Source organism: Methylobacterium sp. J-048 (assembly GCF_022829515.1).
Classification (GTDB): Bacteria; Pseudomonadota; Alphaproteobacteria; order Rhizobiales; family Beijerinckiaceae; genus Methylobacterium.
Window position 1 is genome coordinate 23,046 of record NZ_JAKSYL010000191.1, and the last position, 13,244, is coordinate 36,289.

Genomic DNA, 13,244 nt, shown 5'->3' on the forward strand with positions numbered 1-13,244 from the left:
CGTTCCGCGAAACACTATGACCCTGCAGGCGCGCTGGCTACCATGGCCCCAGCAGCCCATTCTCGGAGCCTCCCATGCCCACCATCGCGGTGATCGCCCCCGGCGCCATGGGCAGCGCCATCGGGGCACGGCTCGTCGAGCACGGCGCCCGGGTGCTGACCGCGCTCGAAGGGCGCGGAGAGGCGAGCCGGGCCCGGGCCGAGTCGGCCGGCATGGTCGATGCCGACATCGCCGACCTCGTGGGCGCCGACATCCTGCTGTCGATCGTGCCGCCCGCCGACGCGGAGGCCCTGGCCCACCGCCTCGCCCCCGCCCTGGCGGCGGCCCCGCGCAAGCCGGTCTATGTCGATGCCAACGCCGTCAGCCCGGACACGATCGGCCGCATCGCCGAGATCGTCGCGGAGACGGGGACGCCGTTCCTCGACGGGGCGATCCTGGGCCTGCCGCCGAAGCCTGGCAGCAAGGGGCCGCGCGTCTACGTCTCGGGGAACGACACCGCCCCGGCCCTGGTCCTGCGCGAACGCGGCCTCGATCTGCGCGTCTGTCCCGGGGCCGTCGGCGCGGCCTCCAGCCTCAAGATGAGCTATGCCGGGCTCAACAAGGGGCTCACGGCGCTCGCCGCGATCATGATCCTGGCCGCCGAGCGCGCCGGGGCCGGCACAGTGCTCCTCGACGAACTCGCCGAGAACGAGCCGGCGCTGCTCGCCCGGTTCGCCAAGGCCCTGCCCGACATGGCGCCGAAAGCTTATCGCTGGGCGCCCGAGATGGGCGAGATCGCCGATTTCCTCGGGCCGGCCGCGGCCGGGCGGCAGGTCTTTTCCGGCTATGCCGATCTCTACGCGCGCCTCGCCGCCGAGTCGGGAGAGCCGGAGATCGCCGCGCTGATACGCTTCGCCGCGGCCGCCGCGGAGCGCTGATCGCCGCGGGGGCGCCGAAACGGCCGCCGCTCGGTTGCCGGCTTGGCTGCCACCCTCTACACGGACGGTCCCCGCAGCCGATGCGCCTGAAGGTTTCGCGAGCCCGCTCGGGCCTGCATGGTAGCGGGGCCGGCAGTGACGGGGTGGTCCGGACCAGTTCTCTGGGCCGATCCTGTGAGGCTCAGTGGGCCGAGTCGCTGCAGGAGTGTCGGGAGCGCGGGGAACAGGAACCGCGGGCTCGGCGCAAGGCCCACATAGAATTCCGTCTTTTGGCATCCGAGAGCGGGCGCCGAGTCGTCCGCCTGCCCCGATCCGGGACAGCACGAGGCGGCCCGGTTGCAGCTTCGTTCACGCTCCGCCGCGATGATGCGATGAGGCCGGGGATCCGGTCCGGCGTAACCGCGTTCTCTCGGGCCTGACGACCATGCGAGCCCTGCTCACCGGCGGCATCAAGGCGATCCTCGGGATCGCCGCCCTGTCCACCGCCGCCCATTGGACCTTGCGCGTGCAGCGCGAATCCACCCCCGCGAGTCCGATCGCGGCCTTCGCCAGCCTTCCCGATCCCGCCGCGACCGGCTCGATCGAGCCGCGCCGGCCCGTGAGCGCCCCCGCCGTAGTGCCGGCTCCTGTTGCTATGCCTGCGCCCGGCGCGGGCCTCGACCAGGGCCATCTGGCCGCCCTGATCGCGGGCGCGACCCCGGCCAAGGCGAAGGTCGCCAAGGTGGCGACCAAGACCGCCGCCGCCGAGAAGGTCCCGGCCAAGCGCTGAGCCGGGTACTGCGCCGGCGAACCGTGCCGGCTGCATACTTCCCCTGCGCCGTGGCGGGTGCCGCCGCGGGCGCGAGCGTGGCAGAAATCCAGGCCTCCACCGAGAATTGGCAGGCATGAGCACGCAGGTCGCGACATCCGTCGCCAACGACATGGGCCCCGCTCGCGTGGCCCTGTCTCCTGACCTCGTGCGCCGCCGGCGGATCGTCGGCATCGCCCTGATGTGCGGCGCCGTCGCCTTCTTCGCGGGCCTCGACGCCAGCGCCAAGACGCTGTCGCGGGCCGGGGTCGACCCGCTGGTCACCACCTTCATGCGCTACGCCGCCAGCGTCGCGATGATCTCGCTGTTCATCAATCCGGTGCGCACGCCGGGCGTGGTGAAGAGCCGGCGGCTGACCCTGCAGATCGTCCGCTCGCTGCTGCTGTTCGCCTCCACGGCCCTGAATTTTTTGGCTCTGCGCTACCTGCAGCTTGCCGAGACGATCTCGATCCAGTTTGCGGCCCCGCTCACGGTGGCGCTGCTGGCCGGGCCGCTGCTCGGGGAATGGTCGTCCCGGGCCCGGATGGTGGCGATCGGGGTCGGTTTCCTGGACGTGCTGGTGATCGTGCGCCCGGGCCTCGGTGGGATGCATCCGGCCGCCCTGCTCTGCGTGGCCAACGTCGTGGTCTACGCCTTCTACGCGATCATCACGCGCAAGCTCGCGGCCTACGATTCCACCGCCACGACCATGTTCTACACCGGGCTCGCAGGCCTCGCGCTGATGGCGCCGCTCCTGCCGTGGATATGGACCAGCCCGGCCAACCTCACCCATTGGGCGCTGCTGATCGCGGTCGCGCTGTTCGGGACGATCGGGCACTGGCTGCTGGTGCTGGCCCATGCCCGCGCGCCGGCCAACGTGCTGGCGCCGTTCATCTACACCCAGCTGCTCTGGTCGGTGACGCTCGGCTTCGTGCTGTTCGGCGACGTGCCGAGCCGCTGGACGGTGGCCGGGGCCATGATCGTGGTCGGCTCCGGCCTCTATCTCCTGGCGCAGGAAACGATTCGCCGGGACCGGCCGGCCGCCTGAGGCGACCGGCCGGTTCGAGGCCGGATCAGCGGCCCTGGCGCTCCTGACGGTCCAGGCGCTCCTCGCGGCGGTCCTCGCGGGCGCGGCGGGCCGGATCCGTGTCGGTGCCGAGCACGCCGCCGACCGTGCCGGTGGCGGCACCCACCGCGCCGCCCACGACACCGCCCACCGGGCCGGCCGCGGCCGAGCCGTCCTCGACGCCGCGCTGGGCGCCCCGGGCCGTGCCCTGAGCCTCGGCGCCGGACGCGAAGGCCAGCGGGGCGAGGGCGAGGGCGGCGATCATCAGCTTCTTCATGGTCAACTCCTGGTCGTCGTTCGGGACGAGCTCCGCGGCCCGCGGGTCGCGGAGGGCGTGCAGGTCAACGGTTCAGGCGCCGAAAGGTCTCATCAGGCATCGCGGGTCCGGCCGCTGGCATCGGGAAGGGGCCGCTGCTAGAGAACGGGTCATGTTCGCTTCGCATGCTCTTCGCGGCCTGGGCCGCAGGCTTCGAATTATTGGCCCGGCCTCCGCGTAAATGAGCGTCCGCTTCGGCGAGGCCGCGCGGAAGTCCGGGATCCTGATGCCGCTCGCCCTGCCCAGATTCCTGTATCCGGCCGGCCCATTGCCGCCGGCCCGACCGCCGATGCGAGATCCGATGACCACCCCCGAGACCGCTTCTGCCCGCGACTATTCCAAGACCCTGTTCCTGCCGCGCACCGAGTTCCCGATGCGCGCCGGCCTGCCGACCCGGGAGCCACTGCTGCTGGAGCGCTGGGCCGCGATCGACCTCTACGGGAAGATCCGCGCCGCCGCTTCGGGACGGCCGCGCTTCGTGCTGCACGACGGCCCGCCCTACGCCAACGGCAACATCCATATCGGCACGGCGCTCAACAAGATCCTGAAGGACGTGGTGGTGCGCTCGCAGGGCGCGCTCGGCCTCGACGCCAACTACGTGCCCGGCTGGGACTGCCACGGCCTGCCGATCGAGTGGAAGATCGAGGAGCAGTACCGCGCCAAGGGCCGCAACAAGGACGACGTGCCGGTGATCGAGTTCCGGCAAGAATGCCGGACGTTTGCAGCCCACTGGCTCGACGTGCAGCGGGACGAGTTCAAGCGGCTCGGCGTCACCGGCGACTGGGACCACCCCTACGCGACCATGGCCTACCCGGCCGAGGCGGTGATCGCCGACGAGTTGATGAAGTTCTCGATGAGCGGCCAGCTCTATCGCGGCTCCAAGCCGGTGATGTGGTCGGTGGTCGAGAAGACCGCGCTGGCCGAGGCCGAGGTCGAGTACGAGGAGCATGTCAGCGACACCGTGTTCGTCGCGTTCCCGATCCGGCAAGGAGCCGATGACGGGGCCGACGCGGCGTTGAAAGACGCCCGGGTGGTGATCTGGACCACCACCCCCTGGACCATGCCGGGCAACCGCGCCGTCGCGTATTCCAAAAAGATCGCCTACGGGCTCTACCGGGTGACGCAGGCGCCAGCCGAGAACTGGGCGACCCCCGGGCAGACCTACCTGTTGGCCGACAGCCTGGCCGCCACCGTGTTCAAGGCCGCCCGGGTCGAGGCGTTCGAGCGCGTCGGCGACGTGCGCCCGGAGACGCTGGCCGGCCTCACCCTGGCGCACCCGCTCAACGGCCGCGGCTACGACTTCGCCGTGCCGATGCTCGACGGCGACCATGTCACCGACGAATCCGGCACCGGCTTCGTCCACACGGCCCCCGGCCACGGCCGCGAGGACTTTGAGCTCTGGATGTCCAGCGGCCGGCTGCTCCAGGAGCGCGGCATCGATACGGCGATCCCCTACACGGTGGATGCGGACGGCGCCCTGACCAAGGCCGCGCCGGGCTTCGAGGGCACCCGGGTGCTCACCGACAAGGGCGAGAAGGGCGACGCCAACAAGGCGGTCATCGCCGCGCTCACCGAGGCCGGGGCGCTGGTCGCCCGCGGCGTGCTGCGCCACCAGTACCCGCATTCCTGGCGCTCCAAGAAGCCGGTGATCTTCCGCAATACCCCGCAATGGTTCATCGCCATGGACCGGCCGGTGGACAGCCTGGGTAACCGCTCCCTGCGCGAGGTCGCGCTCCAGGGCATCGAGGAGACCCAGTGGGTCCCGCCCCAGGGCAAGAACCGCATCACCGGCATGGTCGGCAACCGGCCGGACTGGGTGGTCTCGCGCCAGCGCGCCTGGGGCGTGCCGATCACCGTGTTCGTCCACCGGGAGAGCGGTGAGATCCTCAAGGACGTGGCCGTCAACGCCCGGATCCGCGACGCCTTCAACGCCGAGGGCGCCGATGCCTGGTTCCGGGACGACGCGGCGCAGCGCTTCCTGGCCCCGGACCACGACCCCGCCGCCTACGAGAAGGTGACCGACGTCCTCGACGTCTGGTTCGATTCCGGCTCGACCCACGCCTTCGTGCTGGACGATCCGGAGGCGTTCCCGGCGCTCGCCGGGGCGCGGCGCGTCCGCGACGGCGGCCAGGACCGGGTGATGTACCTGGAGGGCTCGGACCAGCACCGGGGCTGGTTCCAGTCCTCGCTGCTCGAATCCTCCGGCACCCGCGGCCGGGCGCCCTACGACATCGTCCTGACCCACGGCTTCGTGCTCGACGGCAAGGGCCTGAAGATGTCGAAGTCGAAAGGCAACGTCGTCGCGCCGCAGAGCATCATCAAGGATTCGGGCGCCGACATCCTGCGCCTGTGGGTCGCCGCCTCGGACTACACCGACGACCTGCGGATCGGCCCGGAGATCATCAAGACGTTTGCGGAGACCTACCGGAAGCTCAGGAACTCCCTGCGCTGGATGCTCGGCTCCCTGGCGCATCGCGTGCCGGGCGACGACGTCGAGTCCGAAAAAATGCCGGAGCTGGAGCGGCTGATCCTGCACCGGCTGGCCGAACTCGACGGCGAGATCCGCGAAGCCTACGCGACCTACGACACCAAGCGGGTCGTGGCCCTGCTCAACGGCTTCATGACCGGCGACCTGTCGTCGTTCTACTTCGACGTGCGCAAGGACGCGCTCTACTGCGATCCGATCTCGTCGGTGACCCGCCGGGCGGCGCTCCAAGTGATCGACGAGACCTTCCGCCGGGTGGTGGTCTGGCTGGCGCCGGTGCTCGCCTTCACGGCGGAAGAGGCTTGGCTCGACCGCTACCCGTCCGCCGACGGCTCGGTGCATCTCCAGACCCTGCCGGAGACCCCGGCGGCGTGGCTGGACCCCACCCTCGCGGAGCGCTGGCAAAAGATCCGGAAGGTGCGCCGGGCCGTGACCGGCGCCTTGGAGATCGAGCGCGCGGCCAAGCGCATCGGCGCGAGCCTGGAGGCTGCCCCGACGGTCTATGTCGCGGATCCGGAGCTGCTCGCCGCTCTCGAGGGCTGCGACTTCGCCGACACCTGCATCACCTCCGCGATCACGGTGGAGGCCGGCGAGGGGCCGGCGGACGCGTTCCGGCTCGACGACGTGCGCGGCGTCGCCGTGGTGCCGAATCCGGCCGAGGGCCGCAAATGCGCCCGCTCCTGGCGGGTCACCCCGGCGGTGGGCAGCGACCCGGAGTTTCCGGACGTGACCCCCCGCGACGCCCAGGCCCTGCGCGAGTGGGACGCGGCGCATCCGGAGGCCAGTGCGGCGTGATCGTACCCGCGACATCACCCTCCCCCCTCTGCGGGGGAGGGTGGCCCCCGAAGGGGGTTGGGAGAGGGGAGCGCCGTGGCCGGATAGGTCGCGACGCCAGCTCCATCCTGAATCGTCGCGCTGCCCCTCTTACGAGACTTCATCCCGCGGCCTGCTGCTGCGCAGGACACTCTTCCTCGCAGCGGATCGCGGGTGCACACGTCGTGTTGGAGAGGTCGCAACGCGCCCCCTCTCCCGTGTGGGAGAGGGTTGGGGTGAGGGATCAGGTTCATCCGGAGAGGTCGCATCCCTCACCCTGTCCCTCTCCCGCACGGGAGAGGGGACCCGCGTCTCGACCGGCATCGTGTGAGCCTGCTGGCTTGCAAAGTGGGGAGGGAGCGACACGGTCATCCGCCCCCCTGCCCCGCCCATGACCCCCACCCGCGCCGGCCTGCTGGCCCTGCTCCTTACCCTGATCCTCGACCAAGCCTCCAAGCTCGGGCTCTATTTCGGCACCGACCTCGTGCTCACCCAGCCGTGGCGGCTGGCGCCGTTCGCCGACTTCGTGGTGGTGTGGAATCGCGGCGTCTCCTACGGACTGTTCCAGCAGGAGAGCGGCGTCGGGCGCTGGCTTCTGGTCGTCCTGTCGCTGGCGGCCGCGCTCGGACTCGGGATCTGGATGACCCGGGCCGGCTCGCGGCTGCTGGCGGTCGCCCTCGGGCTGATCGTCGGCGGCGCGCTCGGCAACGCCATCGACCGGGCTGCCTACGGGGCGGTGTTCGACTTCGTCCACCTGCATGCCGGCGGCTGGTCCTGGTACGTGTTCAACGTGGCCGATGCCGCGATCGTGGCCGGGGTGATCGGACTGATTCTCGACAGCCTGAGCCCAGCCGGGCGGGGTACGCCGCAAGGGGCGTCGCACCCGTGATTCCCGCAACAGATCGGCCCTGCCCGCCCCAAGCCTCTGGTGCGATGCGGTCAAGGCGCCATACGATCGCCGGAAACCGGTCTCAGGCCGGGACCCGTCGGATCAGGCCGCGTCGCGGCCGTCCCCGCGCCGGATTCCCGGCCGGAACCCGTGAGGCAGCATGACCGGGCACCGCAGGCTTCGTCTCATCCTCCCCGCCGCCGCGGTCGCGCTGGCGCCGCTTCTGGCCGGCGCCGCGCAGGCGCAGGAGCGCGGCGAGTTCATGCGCGACGCGCTCTCCGGCATCGGCCTCCTGGAGAAGCGCCAGGATCCGATCGACTATCACGAGCGCCCGCCGTTGGTGATGCCGCCCAAGCTCGACGGCAAGGCCCTGCCCCAGCCCCGGGCCCGCTCCACCAGCACCGCCTGGCCGAAGGATCCCGAGATCGCCGAGCGTGAGCGCGCGGCTGCCGAACGGCGCCGCCCGGTGGGCAACCAGGCGCGCGGCCGCTACGACGACAACAACGCCACGCTCTCGGTGGACGAGATCCGCAACGGCCGCCGCGCCGGGGCGAGCGTCACCACCGAGGCCGAGCGCAAGCCCGGCGACACCAACCGCGACGACAGCCTGCTCAGCCCGTTCGACCTGCTCAAGGGCAAGAGCGCCAATGCCGAGCCCTCCGACGTCGAGCCGGCCCGCGACATCCTGACCGATCCGCCGACCGGCTACCGGCAATCCCCGAAGAAGCTGGCCCAGCCGCCGTCGCGGGACCCGATCAACAGTGCCACCCGCGAGCGCGACGAGGCCGATCCCCGGGCCTATCAGCGCCAGCGCGCCCAGCAGTAACCATCAAGCTGTGGCGCTGTTGCAACGGCGTCCCGGCATGGCAACATGACAACTCTGTCCCGGTCCGGCTCTTGCCGTCCGGAGACGAAGACGGCCCGGTCCATGCGAGCGTCCCGGCAAGGGGCGCCGCCGGCACGGGGCCGGCAAAAGGAAAGCGGAATGCACCTGTTCAGGAAGGCGACGCCCACCCTCTTCCCGCCGCGTCCGGGCTCGCCCTACGGCGGCAGCGCCGGCCGGGGCGAGGCCGCGCCGTTCGGGCGCTCCGAGGCGGGCGGACCGGAGGTCACGGCCTTCACCCTCGACAACGGCCTCGACGTGGTGGTCGTGCCCGATCACCGGGCGCCTGTGGCGACCCACATGATCTGGTACCGCAACGGCTCGGCCGATGATCCGTTGGGCCAGTCGGGCATCGCCCACTTCCTCGAGCACCTGATGTTCAAGGGCACCGAGACGCACCCGGTCGGCGCCTTCTCCAAGGCGGTCTCGGGCCTCGGCGGCCAGGAGAATGCTTTCACCAGCTACGACTACACCGCCTATTTCCAGCGGGTGGCCCGGGACCATCTCGGCACCATGATGGCGTTCGAGGCCGACCGCATGGGCGGTCTCGTCCTCGACGATGCCGTGGTCGCGCCCGAGCGCGACGTGGTGCTGGAGGAGAGGCGCATGCGGGTCGAGACCGACCCCTCCGCCCAGCTCTCCGAGGCGATGGCCGCCTCGCTGTTCGTGCACCATCCCTACGGCATCCCGATCATCGGCTGGATGCACGAGATCGAGGGCCTGAACCGCGAGCACGCGCTGGCCTATTACAAGCGCTTCTACACCCCCGAGAACGCGATCCTGGTGGTGGCCGGCGACGTGACCCCGGACGAGGTCCGCCGGCTGGCCGACGAGACCTACGGCCGCGTCGCCCCCCAGGGCGCCCGGCCCGAGCGCCTGCGGGCGCGCGAGCCCGAGCCCAAGGCCCTGCGCCGGGTCGCGGTCGCCGACCCGAAGGTCGAGCAGCCGACCCTGCAGCGGCTCTACCTGACCCCCTCCTGCATCACCGCCCGCGACGGCGGCTGCCACGACCTCGAACTGCTCGCCGAAGTGCTGGGCGGCGGCTCGACCTCCTACCTCTACCGCAAGCTGGTCATGGAGACCGGCCTCGCGGTGAATGCCGGCGCCTGGTACATGGGTTCGGCGATCGACGAGACCCGGTTCTCCGTCTACGCGGTGCCCGCCGAGGGCGTCTCCCTGGAGGCGCTGGAGGAGGCCGTGGACAAGATCCTGCGCCGCGCCCCCGCGGAGGCGCTCGGCGCCGAGGCGATCGAGCGCGCCAAGACCCGGCTCGTGGCCGAGACCGTCTACTCCTCCGACAGCCAGTCCTCGCTTGCCCGGATCTACGGCTCGGCGCTGGCGATCGGCGAGACCATCGAGGAGGTCCGCCGCTGGCCGACCGACATCGAGGCGGTCTCGCAGGAGCGCCTCAAGACCGCCGCCGAGCGCTGGCTGACGCCGTCCCGCTCGGTCACCGGCTACCTGACCAAGGCTCAGGACCCCGACGCCCCGGTCGCGATGGCCGCGGAATAGCTTTTTCGGGCGCGTTCCGGCGGCGGTTTTGGCCCCGTCGGGACCTGCATCAGGCCGAGAGCCCGCTCCGCCGCCCGTGACACGATAAACAAGAGGTTTTCATGAGCGTCGCCGAGACCTTGGTCGACACCGCAGCCGCCGCCAGCTCGCCCACCACGGCGCTGCCGGTCACCACCGCCGCCGGGATCGAGGCGTGGCACGTCGAATCCCCCGTGGTGCCGATGATCGCCCTGGCCTTCACGTTCGAGGGCGGCGCCGCCCAGGACCCGGCCGGCAAGGCCGGCTGCGCGCAGATGCTGGCCCGGCTCCTGGACGAGGGCGCGGGCGACCTGACCTCCGACGCCTTCCAGGAGCAGCTCGCCGCCCGGGCGATCGAATTGTCCTTTCATGCCGGCCCCGACGCGATCGGCGGCTCGCTCAAGATGCTGGTCAAGCATGCCGACGAGGGCATCGCGCTCCTCGCCCTGGCGCTCGCCAAGCCGCGCCTCGACCCGGACGCGATCGAGCGTGTCCGCGGCCAGGTGATCGCCGGCCTGCGCTATCAGCAGAACGATCCGGGCGTGCTGGCCTCGCGCCGGTTCTTCAAGGAGGCGTTCGCCGGCCACGCCTATGCCCGGCCGTCCTCGGGCACGGTCGAGAGCGTGACCACGATCACCCGGGACGACCTCCTGGCGATGCATGCGCGCATCATCGGCCGCGGCCGGGTCAAGGTCGCCGCGGTGGGCGCCATCGGGGCCGAGCAGCTCGCGGAAGGCCTGAACCGTGCCTTCGGGGCCCTGCCCGAGGCCGGGGCGCTGAAGGCGGTGCCGCGCACCGAGGTGCAGGAACTCGGCAAGCGCATCGTCGTGGACCTCGACGTGCCGCAATCGGTGATCCGCTTCGGCATGGCCGGCGTGGCCTGGCGCGACCCGGACTTCATCCCAGCCTATGTGCTCAACCACATCCTCGGCGGCGGCGCCTTCACGTCGCGCCTGTTCCAGGAGGTGCGCGAGAAGCGCGGGCTGGCCTACTCGGTCGGGACCTCGCTGGTCAGCCACCGCTCGGCCGCGATGACCTGGGGCTACACCGCCACCAAGAACGAGCGCGTCGGCGAGGCGCTGTCGGTGATCGGCGACGAGATCGGCCGGCTGATCACGGACGGGCCCGACGACGACGAGCTGCAGAAGGCCAAGGACTACCTCACCGGCTCCTACGCGCTGGGCTTCGACACCTCGACCAAGATCGCCCACCAGCTGGTGCAGATCGCCTTCGAGGAGCTGGGCATGGACTACATCGCCCGGCGCAACGCCCTGGTCTCGGCCGTGACCCAGGCCGATATCCGCCGCGCCGCCGCCCGGACTTTTGCGGACGGCCGAATGCTGGTGGTAGCCGCCGGCCGGCCGGTCGGGCTCTGAGGCGCAGGCCGCTTTTCTCGGGCGGCGTGCGGGGGCAGGGTGCGGTCATGACCGAGCTTCTGGATCGCGCGGTGCAGACCGCCCGCGCGCTGTCCCCCGAGATGCAGGACGAGATCGCCCGCATGGTGCTCGCCTATGCGGGCCGGGGCGATGCGGTGATCGCGCTCCCGCCCGACGAGGTGGCCGACCTGATCGAGGCGCAGTCCGAGCGCGCACGCGGGGACTTCGCGACCGAGGCCGAGGTCGAAGCCGTCCTGTCCAAATACCGCCTTTGAAGCTGCGGTTTCAAAGGCGCGCTCTGCAGCAGATCGACCGCGCCTCGCAGCATTCCTAAGTTGCTGTGCAGCCTTATCTCCTTTCCGGAAGTCTGCCGCCCGCTCACGCCCACTGCATTCCAGCCGTGTGCTCGCAACCCCGTCGTCCGATCCCTACTTGAGGCGCATTGGAGCGGGGACCCATACGAAAAGCCATGCAGCTCACCGGTATCCATCACCTCACCGCGGTGACCGCCCGCGCCGCGGAGAACGTGGCGTTCTACACCGGCACGCTCGGCCTGCGGCTGGTGAAGAAGACCGTGAACCAGGACGACGTCTCGGCCTATCACCTGTTCTACGCGGATGGGCTCGCGAGCCCCGGCACCGACATCACCTTCTTCGACTGGCCGGCCCCCCCGGAGCGGCGCGGGTCGAACAGCATCACCCGCACCCACCTGCGCGTGCCGGGCGAAGGCGCGGTGGCGTGGTGGCACACGCGCCTGCGCGAGGCCGGATCCGTGGTGGCCGAGCCCGTCCTGCGCGACGGCCGCCTCACCGTGGATTTCGAGGATCCGGAGGGCCAGCGCCTCGCCCTGGTCGATGACGGCGGCACCGGCCCGGAGCACCCGTGGGACGCCTCCCCGGTTCCGGCGGCCTACCAGATCCGGGGCTTGGGCCCGATCCGCCTGTCCGTGCCGGCCCCGGCCCGCACCGCCGCTGTCCTGACCGATCTGCTCGGCATGCGTCGGGTCCGCACCTTCGAGTCCGGCGACGGCCCGGTCGAGGTCTACGCCATGGGCCCCGGCGGCCCGGCCGCCGAGATCCAGCTCCTGGCCGATGCGTCCGCACCCGCGCAGCAGGGCGCGGGCGCGGTCCACCACGTGGCCTTCCGCATCCCCGATGCGGATTACGAATCCTGGGCCGACCGGCTGAAGGCCGCCCGGGTGCCGAGCAGCGGGCCGGTGGACCGCTACTACTTCCGCAGCCTGTATTTCCGCGAGCCCAACGGCATCCTGTTCGAGATCGCCACCGACGGGCCCGGCTTCACCGCCGACGAGCCCCTGGAGAGCCTGGGCGCGCGCCTCGCCCTGCCGCCGTTCCTGGAGCCGCGCCGGGCCGCGATCGAGGCGGGGCTGAAGCCGCTCCGGCCGATCACCGCCGGTTAAAATATTCGAACGATTCCAGGCGATTCACTTCTTCCGCAGGTGTGATCCTGGCGCGCCTTGACGGGCGTGCTGCAACTGCGAAAGAAGCACCCGTCATAAGTTCGACATCCGGATCCCGGCGCATCGGCGCGCGGGGTCCGACTCCGCCACCGCGGGGCGGCGGCGATCCGCCGAACCTCATGGACCCCGACTCATCGGGGGCATGGGCCGAGCGTCAGAGGAATTCGAGGACTGATCCGTCGATGAGCAAGTTCTACGAGGAGCGCGTTCTGTCGGTGCATCACTGGACCGAGAACCTGTTCTCGTTCCGCACCACGCGGGATCCGGCGTTCCGGTTCCGCAACGGCGAGTTCACCATGATCGGCCTTGAGGTCGAGGGGCGGCCGCTGCTGCGCGCCTATTCGGTGGTCTCGGCCAATTACGAGGAGGAGCTCGAGTTCTTCTCGATCAAGGTCCAGGATGGGCCGCTGACCTCCAAGCTCCAGCACCTCAAGGTCGGCGACCCGATCATCGTCGGCAAGAAGCCCACCGGCACCCTGGTGCTCGACAACCTGCTGCCCGGCCGCAACCTCTACCTGCTCGGCACCGGCACGGGGCTGGCGCCGTTCCTGTCGATCATCAAGGACCCGGAGACCTACGACCGGTTCGAGAAGGTCGTGCTGGTCCATGGCTGCCGCCAGGTGCAGGAGCTGGCCTACGGCGAGACCATCACGGAATCCCTGCCCAAGCACGAGTTCCTGGGCGAGATGATCTCGAACCAGC

The 13,244-nt window shown here is 70.9% G+C and carries 12 protein-coding genes; 11 read left to right on the forward strand and 1 reads right to left on the reverse strand.

Going from position 1 to position 13,244, the window contains the following annotated elements; translation table 11 throughout:
• Window positions 1-74 precede the first annotated feature (74 nt).
• From MKL09_RS19730 to MKL09_RS19740, 3 genes are all read left to right on the forward strand, one after another.
• The gene (locus MKL09_RS19730) at window positions 75-917 is read left to right on the forward strand and encodes an NAD(P)-dependent oxidoreductase (protein WP_244022942.1); all 843 of its coding nucleotides are present in this window, start codon (window positions 75-77) and stop codon (window positions 915-917) included.
• 424 nt (window positions 918-1,341) lie between these two features.
• Window positions 1,342-1,686, forward strand: a complete 345-nt coding sequence (locus MKL09_RS19735; RefSeq protein ID WP_244022944.1) for a hypothetical protein — start codon at window positions 1,342-1,344, stop codon at window positions 1,684-1,686.
• A 115-nt stretch (window positions 1,687-1,801) separates the two neighbouring features.
• The gene (locus tag MKL09_RS19740) at window positions 1,802-2,752 is read left to right on the forward strand and encodes a DMT family transporter (RefSeq protein ID WP_244022946.1); all 951 of its coding nucleotides are present in this window, start codon (window positions 1,802-1,804) and stop codon (window positions 2,750-2,752) included.
• 25 nt (window positions 2,753-2,777) lie between these two features.
• On the opposite strand, the gene MKL09_RS19745 is transcribed toward MKL09_RS19740, so the two are convergent.
• Window positions 2,778-3,047, reverse strand: a complete 270-nt coding sequence (locus MKL09_RS19745) for a hypothetical protein (protein WP_244022948.1) — start codon at window positions 3,045-3,047, stop codon at window positions 2,778-2,780.
• A gap of 340 nt (window positions 3,048-3,387) precedes the next feature.
• Between MKL09_RS19745 and ileS the strand changes: the two genes are divergently transcribed.
• From ileS to MKL09_RS19785, 8 genes are all read left to right on the forward strand, one after another.
• A complete protein-coding gene (gene ileS / locus MKL09_RS19750; RefSeq protein ID WP_244022964.1) occupies window positions 3,388-6,366 on the forward strand; it encodes an isoleucine--tRNA ligase in 2,979 nt (992 codons plus the stop codon).
• Between the two features lie 409 nt (window positions 6,367-6,775).
• Window positions 6,776-7,273 (forward strand): signal peptidase II, encoded by a 498-nt coding sequence (gene lspA, locus MKL09_RS19755; RefSeq protein WP_244022950.1) that lies wholly within the window; start codon window positions 6,776-6,778, stop codon window positions 7,271-7,273.
• 160 nt (window positions 7,274-7,433) lie between these two features.
• Window positions 7,434-8,099, forward strand: a complete 666-nt coding sequence (locus tag MKL09_RS19760; protein WP_244022952.1) for a hypothetical protein — start codon at window positions 7,434-7,436, stop codon at window positions 8,097-8,099.
• A gap of 159 nt (window positions 8,100-8,258) precedes the next feature.
• Complete coding sequence (locus MKL09_RS19765; protein ID WP_244022954.1) at window positions 8,259-9,668, forward strand: M16 family metallopeptidase; 1,410 nt, start codon at window positions 8,259-8,261, stop codon at window positions 9,666-9,668.
• 101 nt (window positions 9,669-9,769) lie between these two features.
• Window positions 9,770-11,062, forward strand: a complete 1,293-nt coding sequence (locus MKL09_RS19770) for a M16 family metallopeptidase (protein WP_244022956.1) — start codon at window positions 9,770-9,772, stop codon at window positions 11,060-11,062.
• A 47-nt stretch (window positions 11,063-11,109) separates the two neighbouring features.
• On the forward strand, window positions 11,110-11,337 hold the full coding sequence (locus MKL09_RS19775) for a hypothetical protein (protein WP_244022958.1): 228 nt from the start codon (window positions 11,110-11,112) through the stop codon (window positions 11,335-11,337).
• A 194-nt stretch (window positions 11,338-11,531) separates the two neighbouring features.
• Window positions 11,532-12,482 (forward strand): ring-cleaving dioxygenase, encoded by a 951-nt coding sequence (locus MKL09_RS19780; RefSeq protein ID WP_244022960.1) that lies wholly within the window; start codon window positions 11,532-11,534, stop codon window positions 12,480-12,482.
• 242 nt (window positions 12,483-12,724) lie between these two features.
• On the forward strand, window positions 12,725-13,244 hold a 520-nt coding region (locus tag MKL09_RS19785; RefSeq protein WP_244022962.1), incomplete at its 3' end, for a ferredoxin--NADP reductase.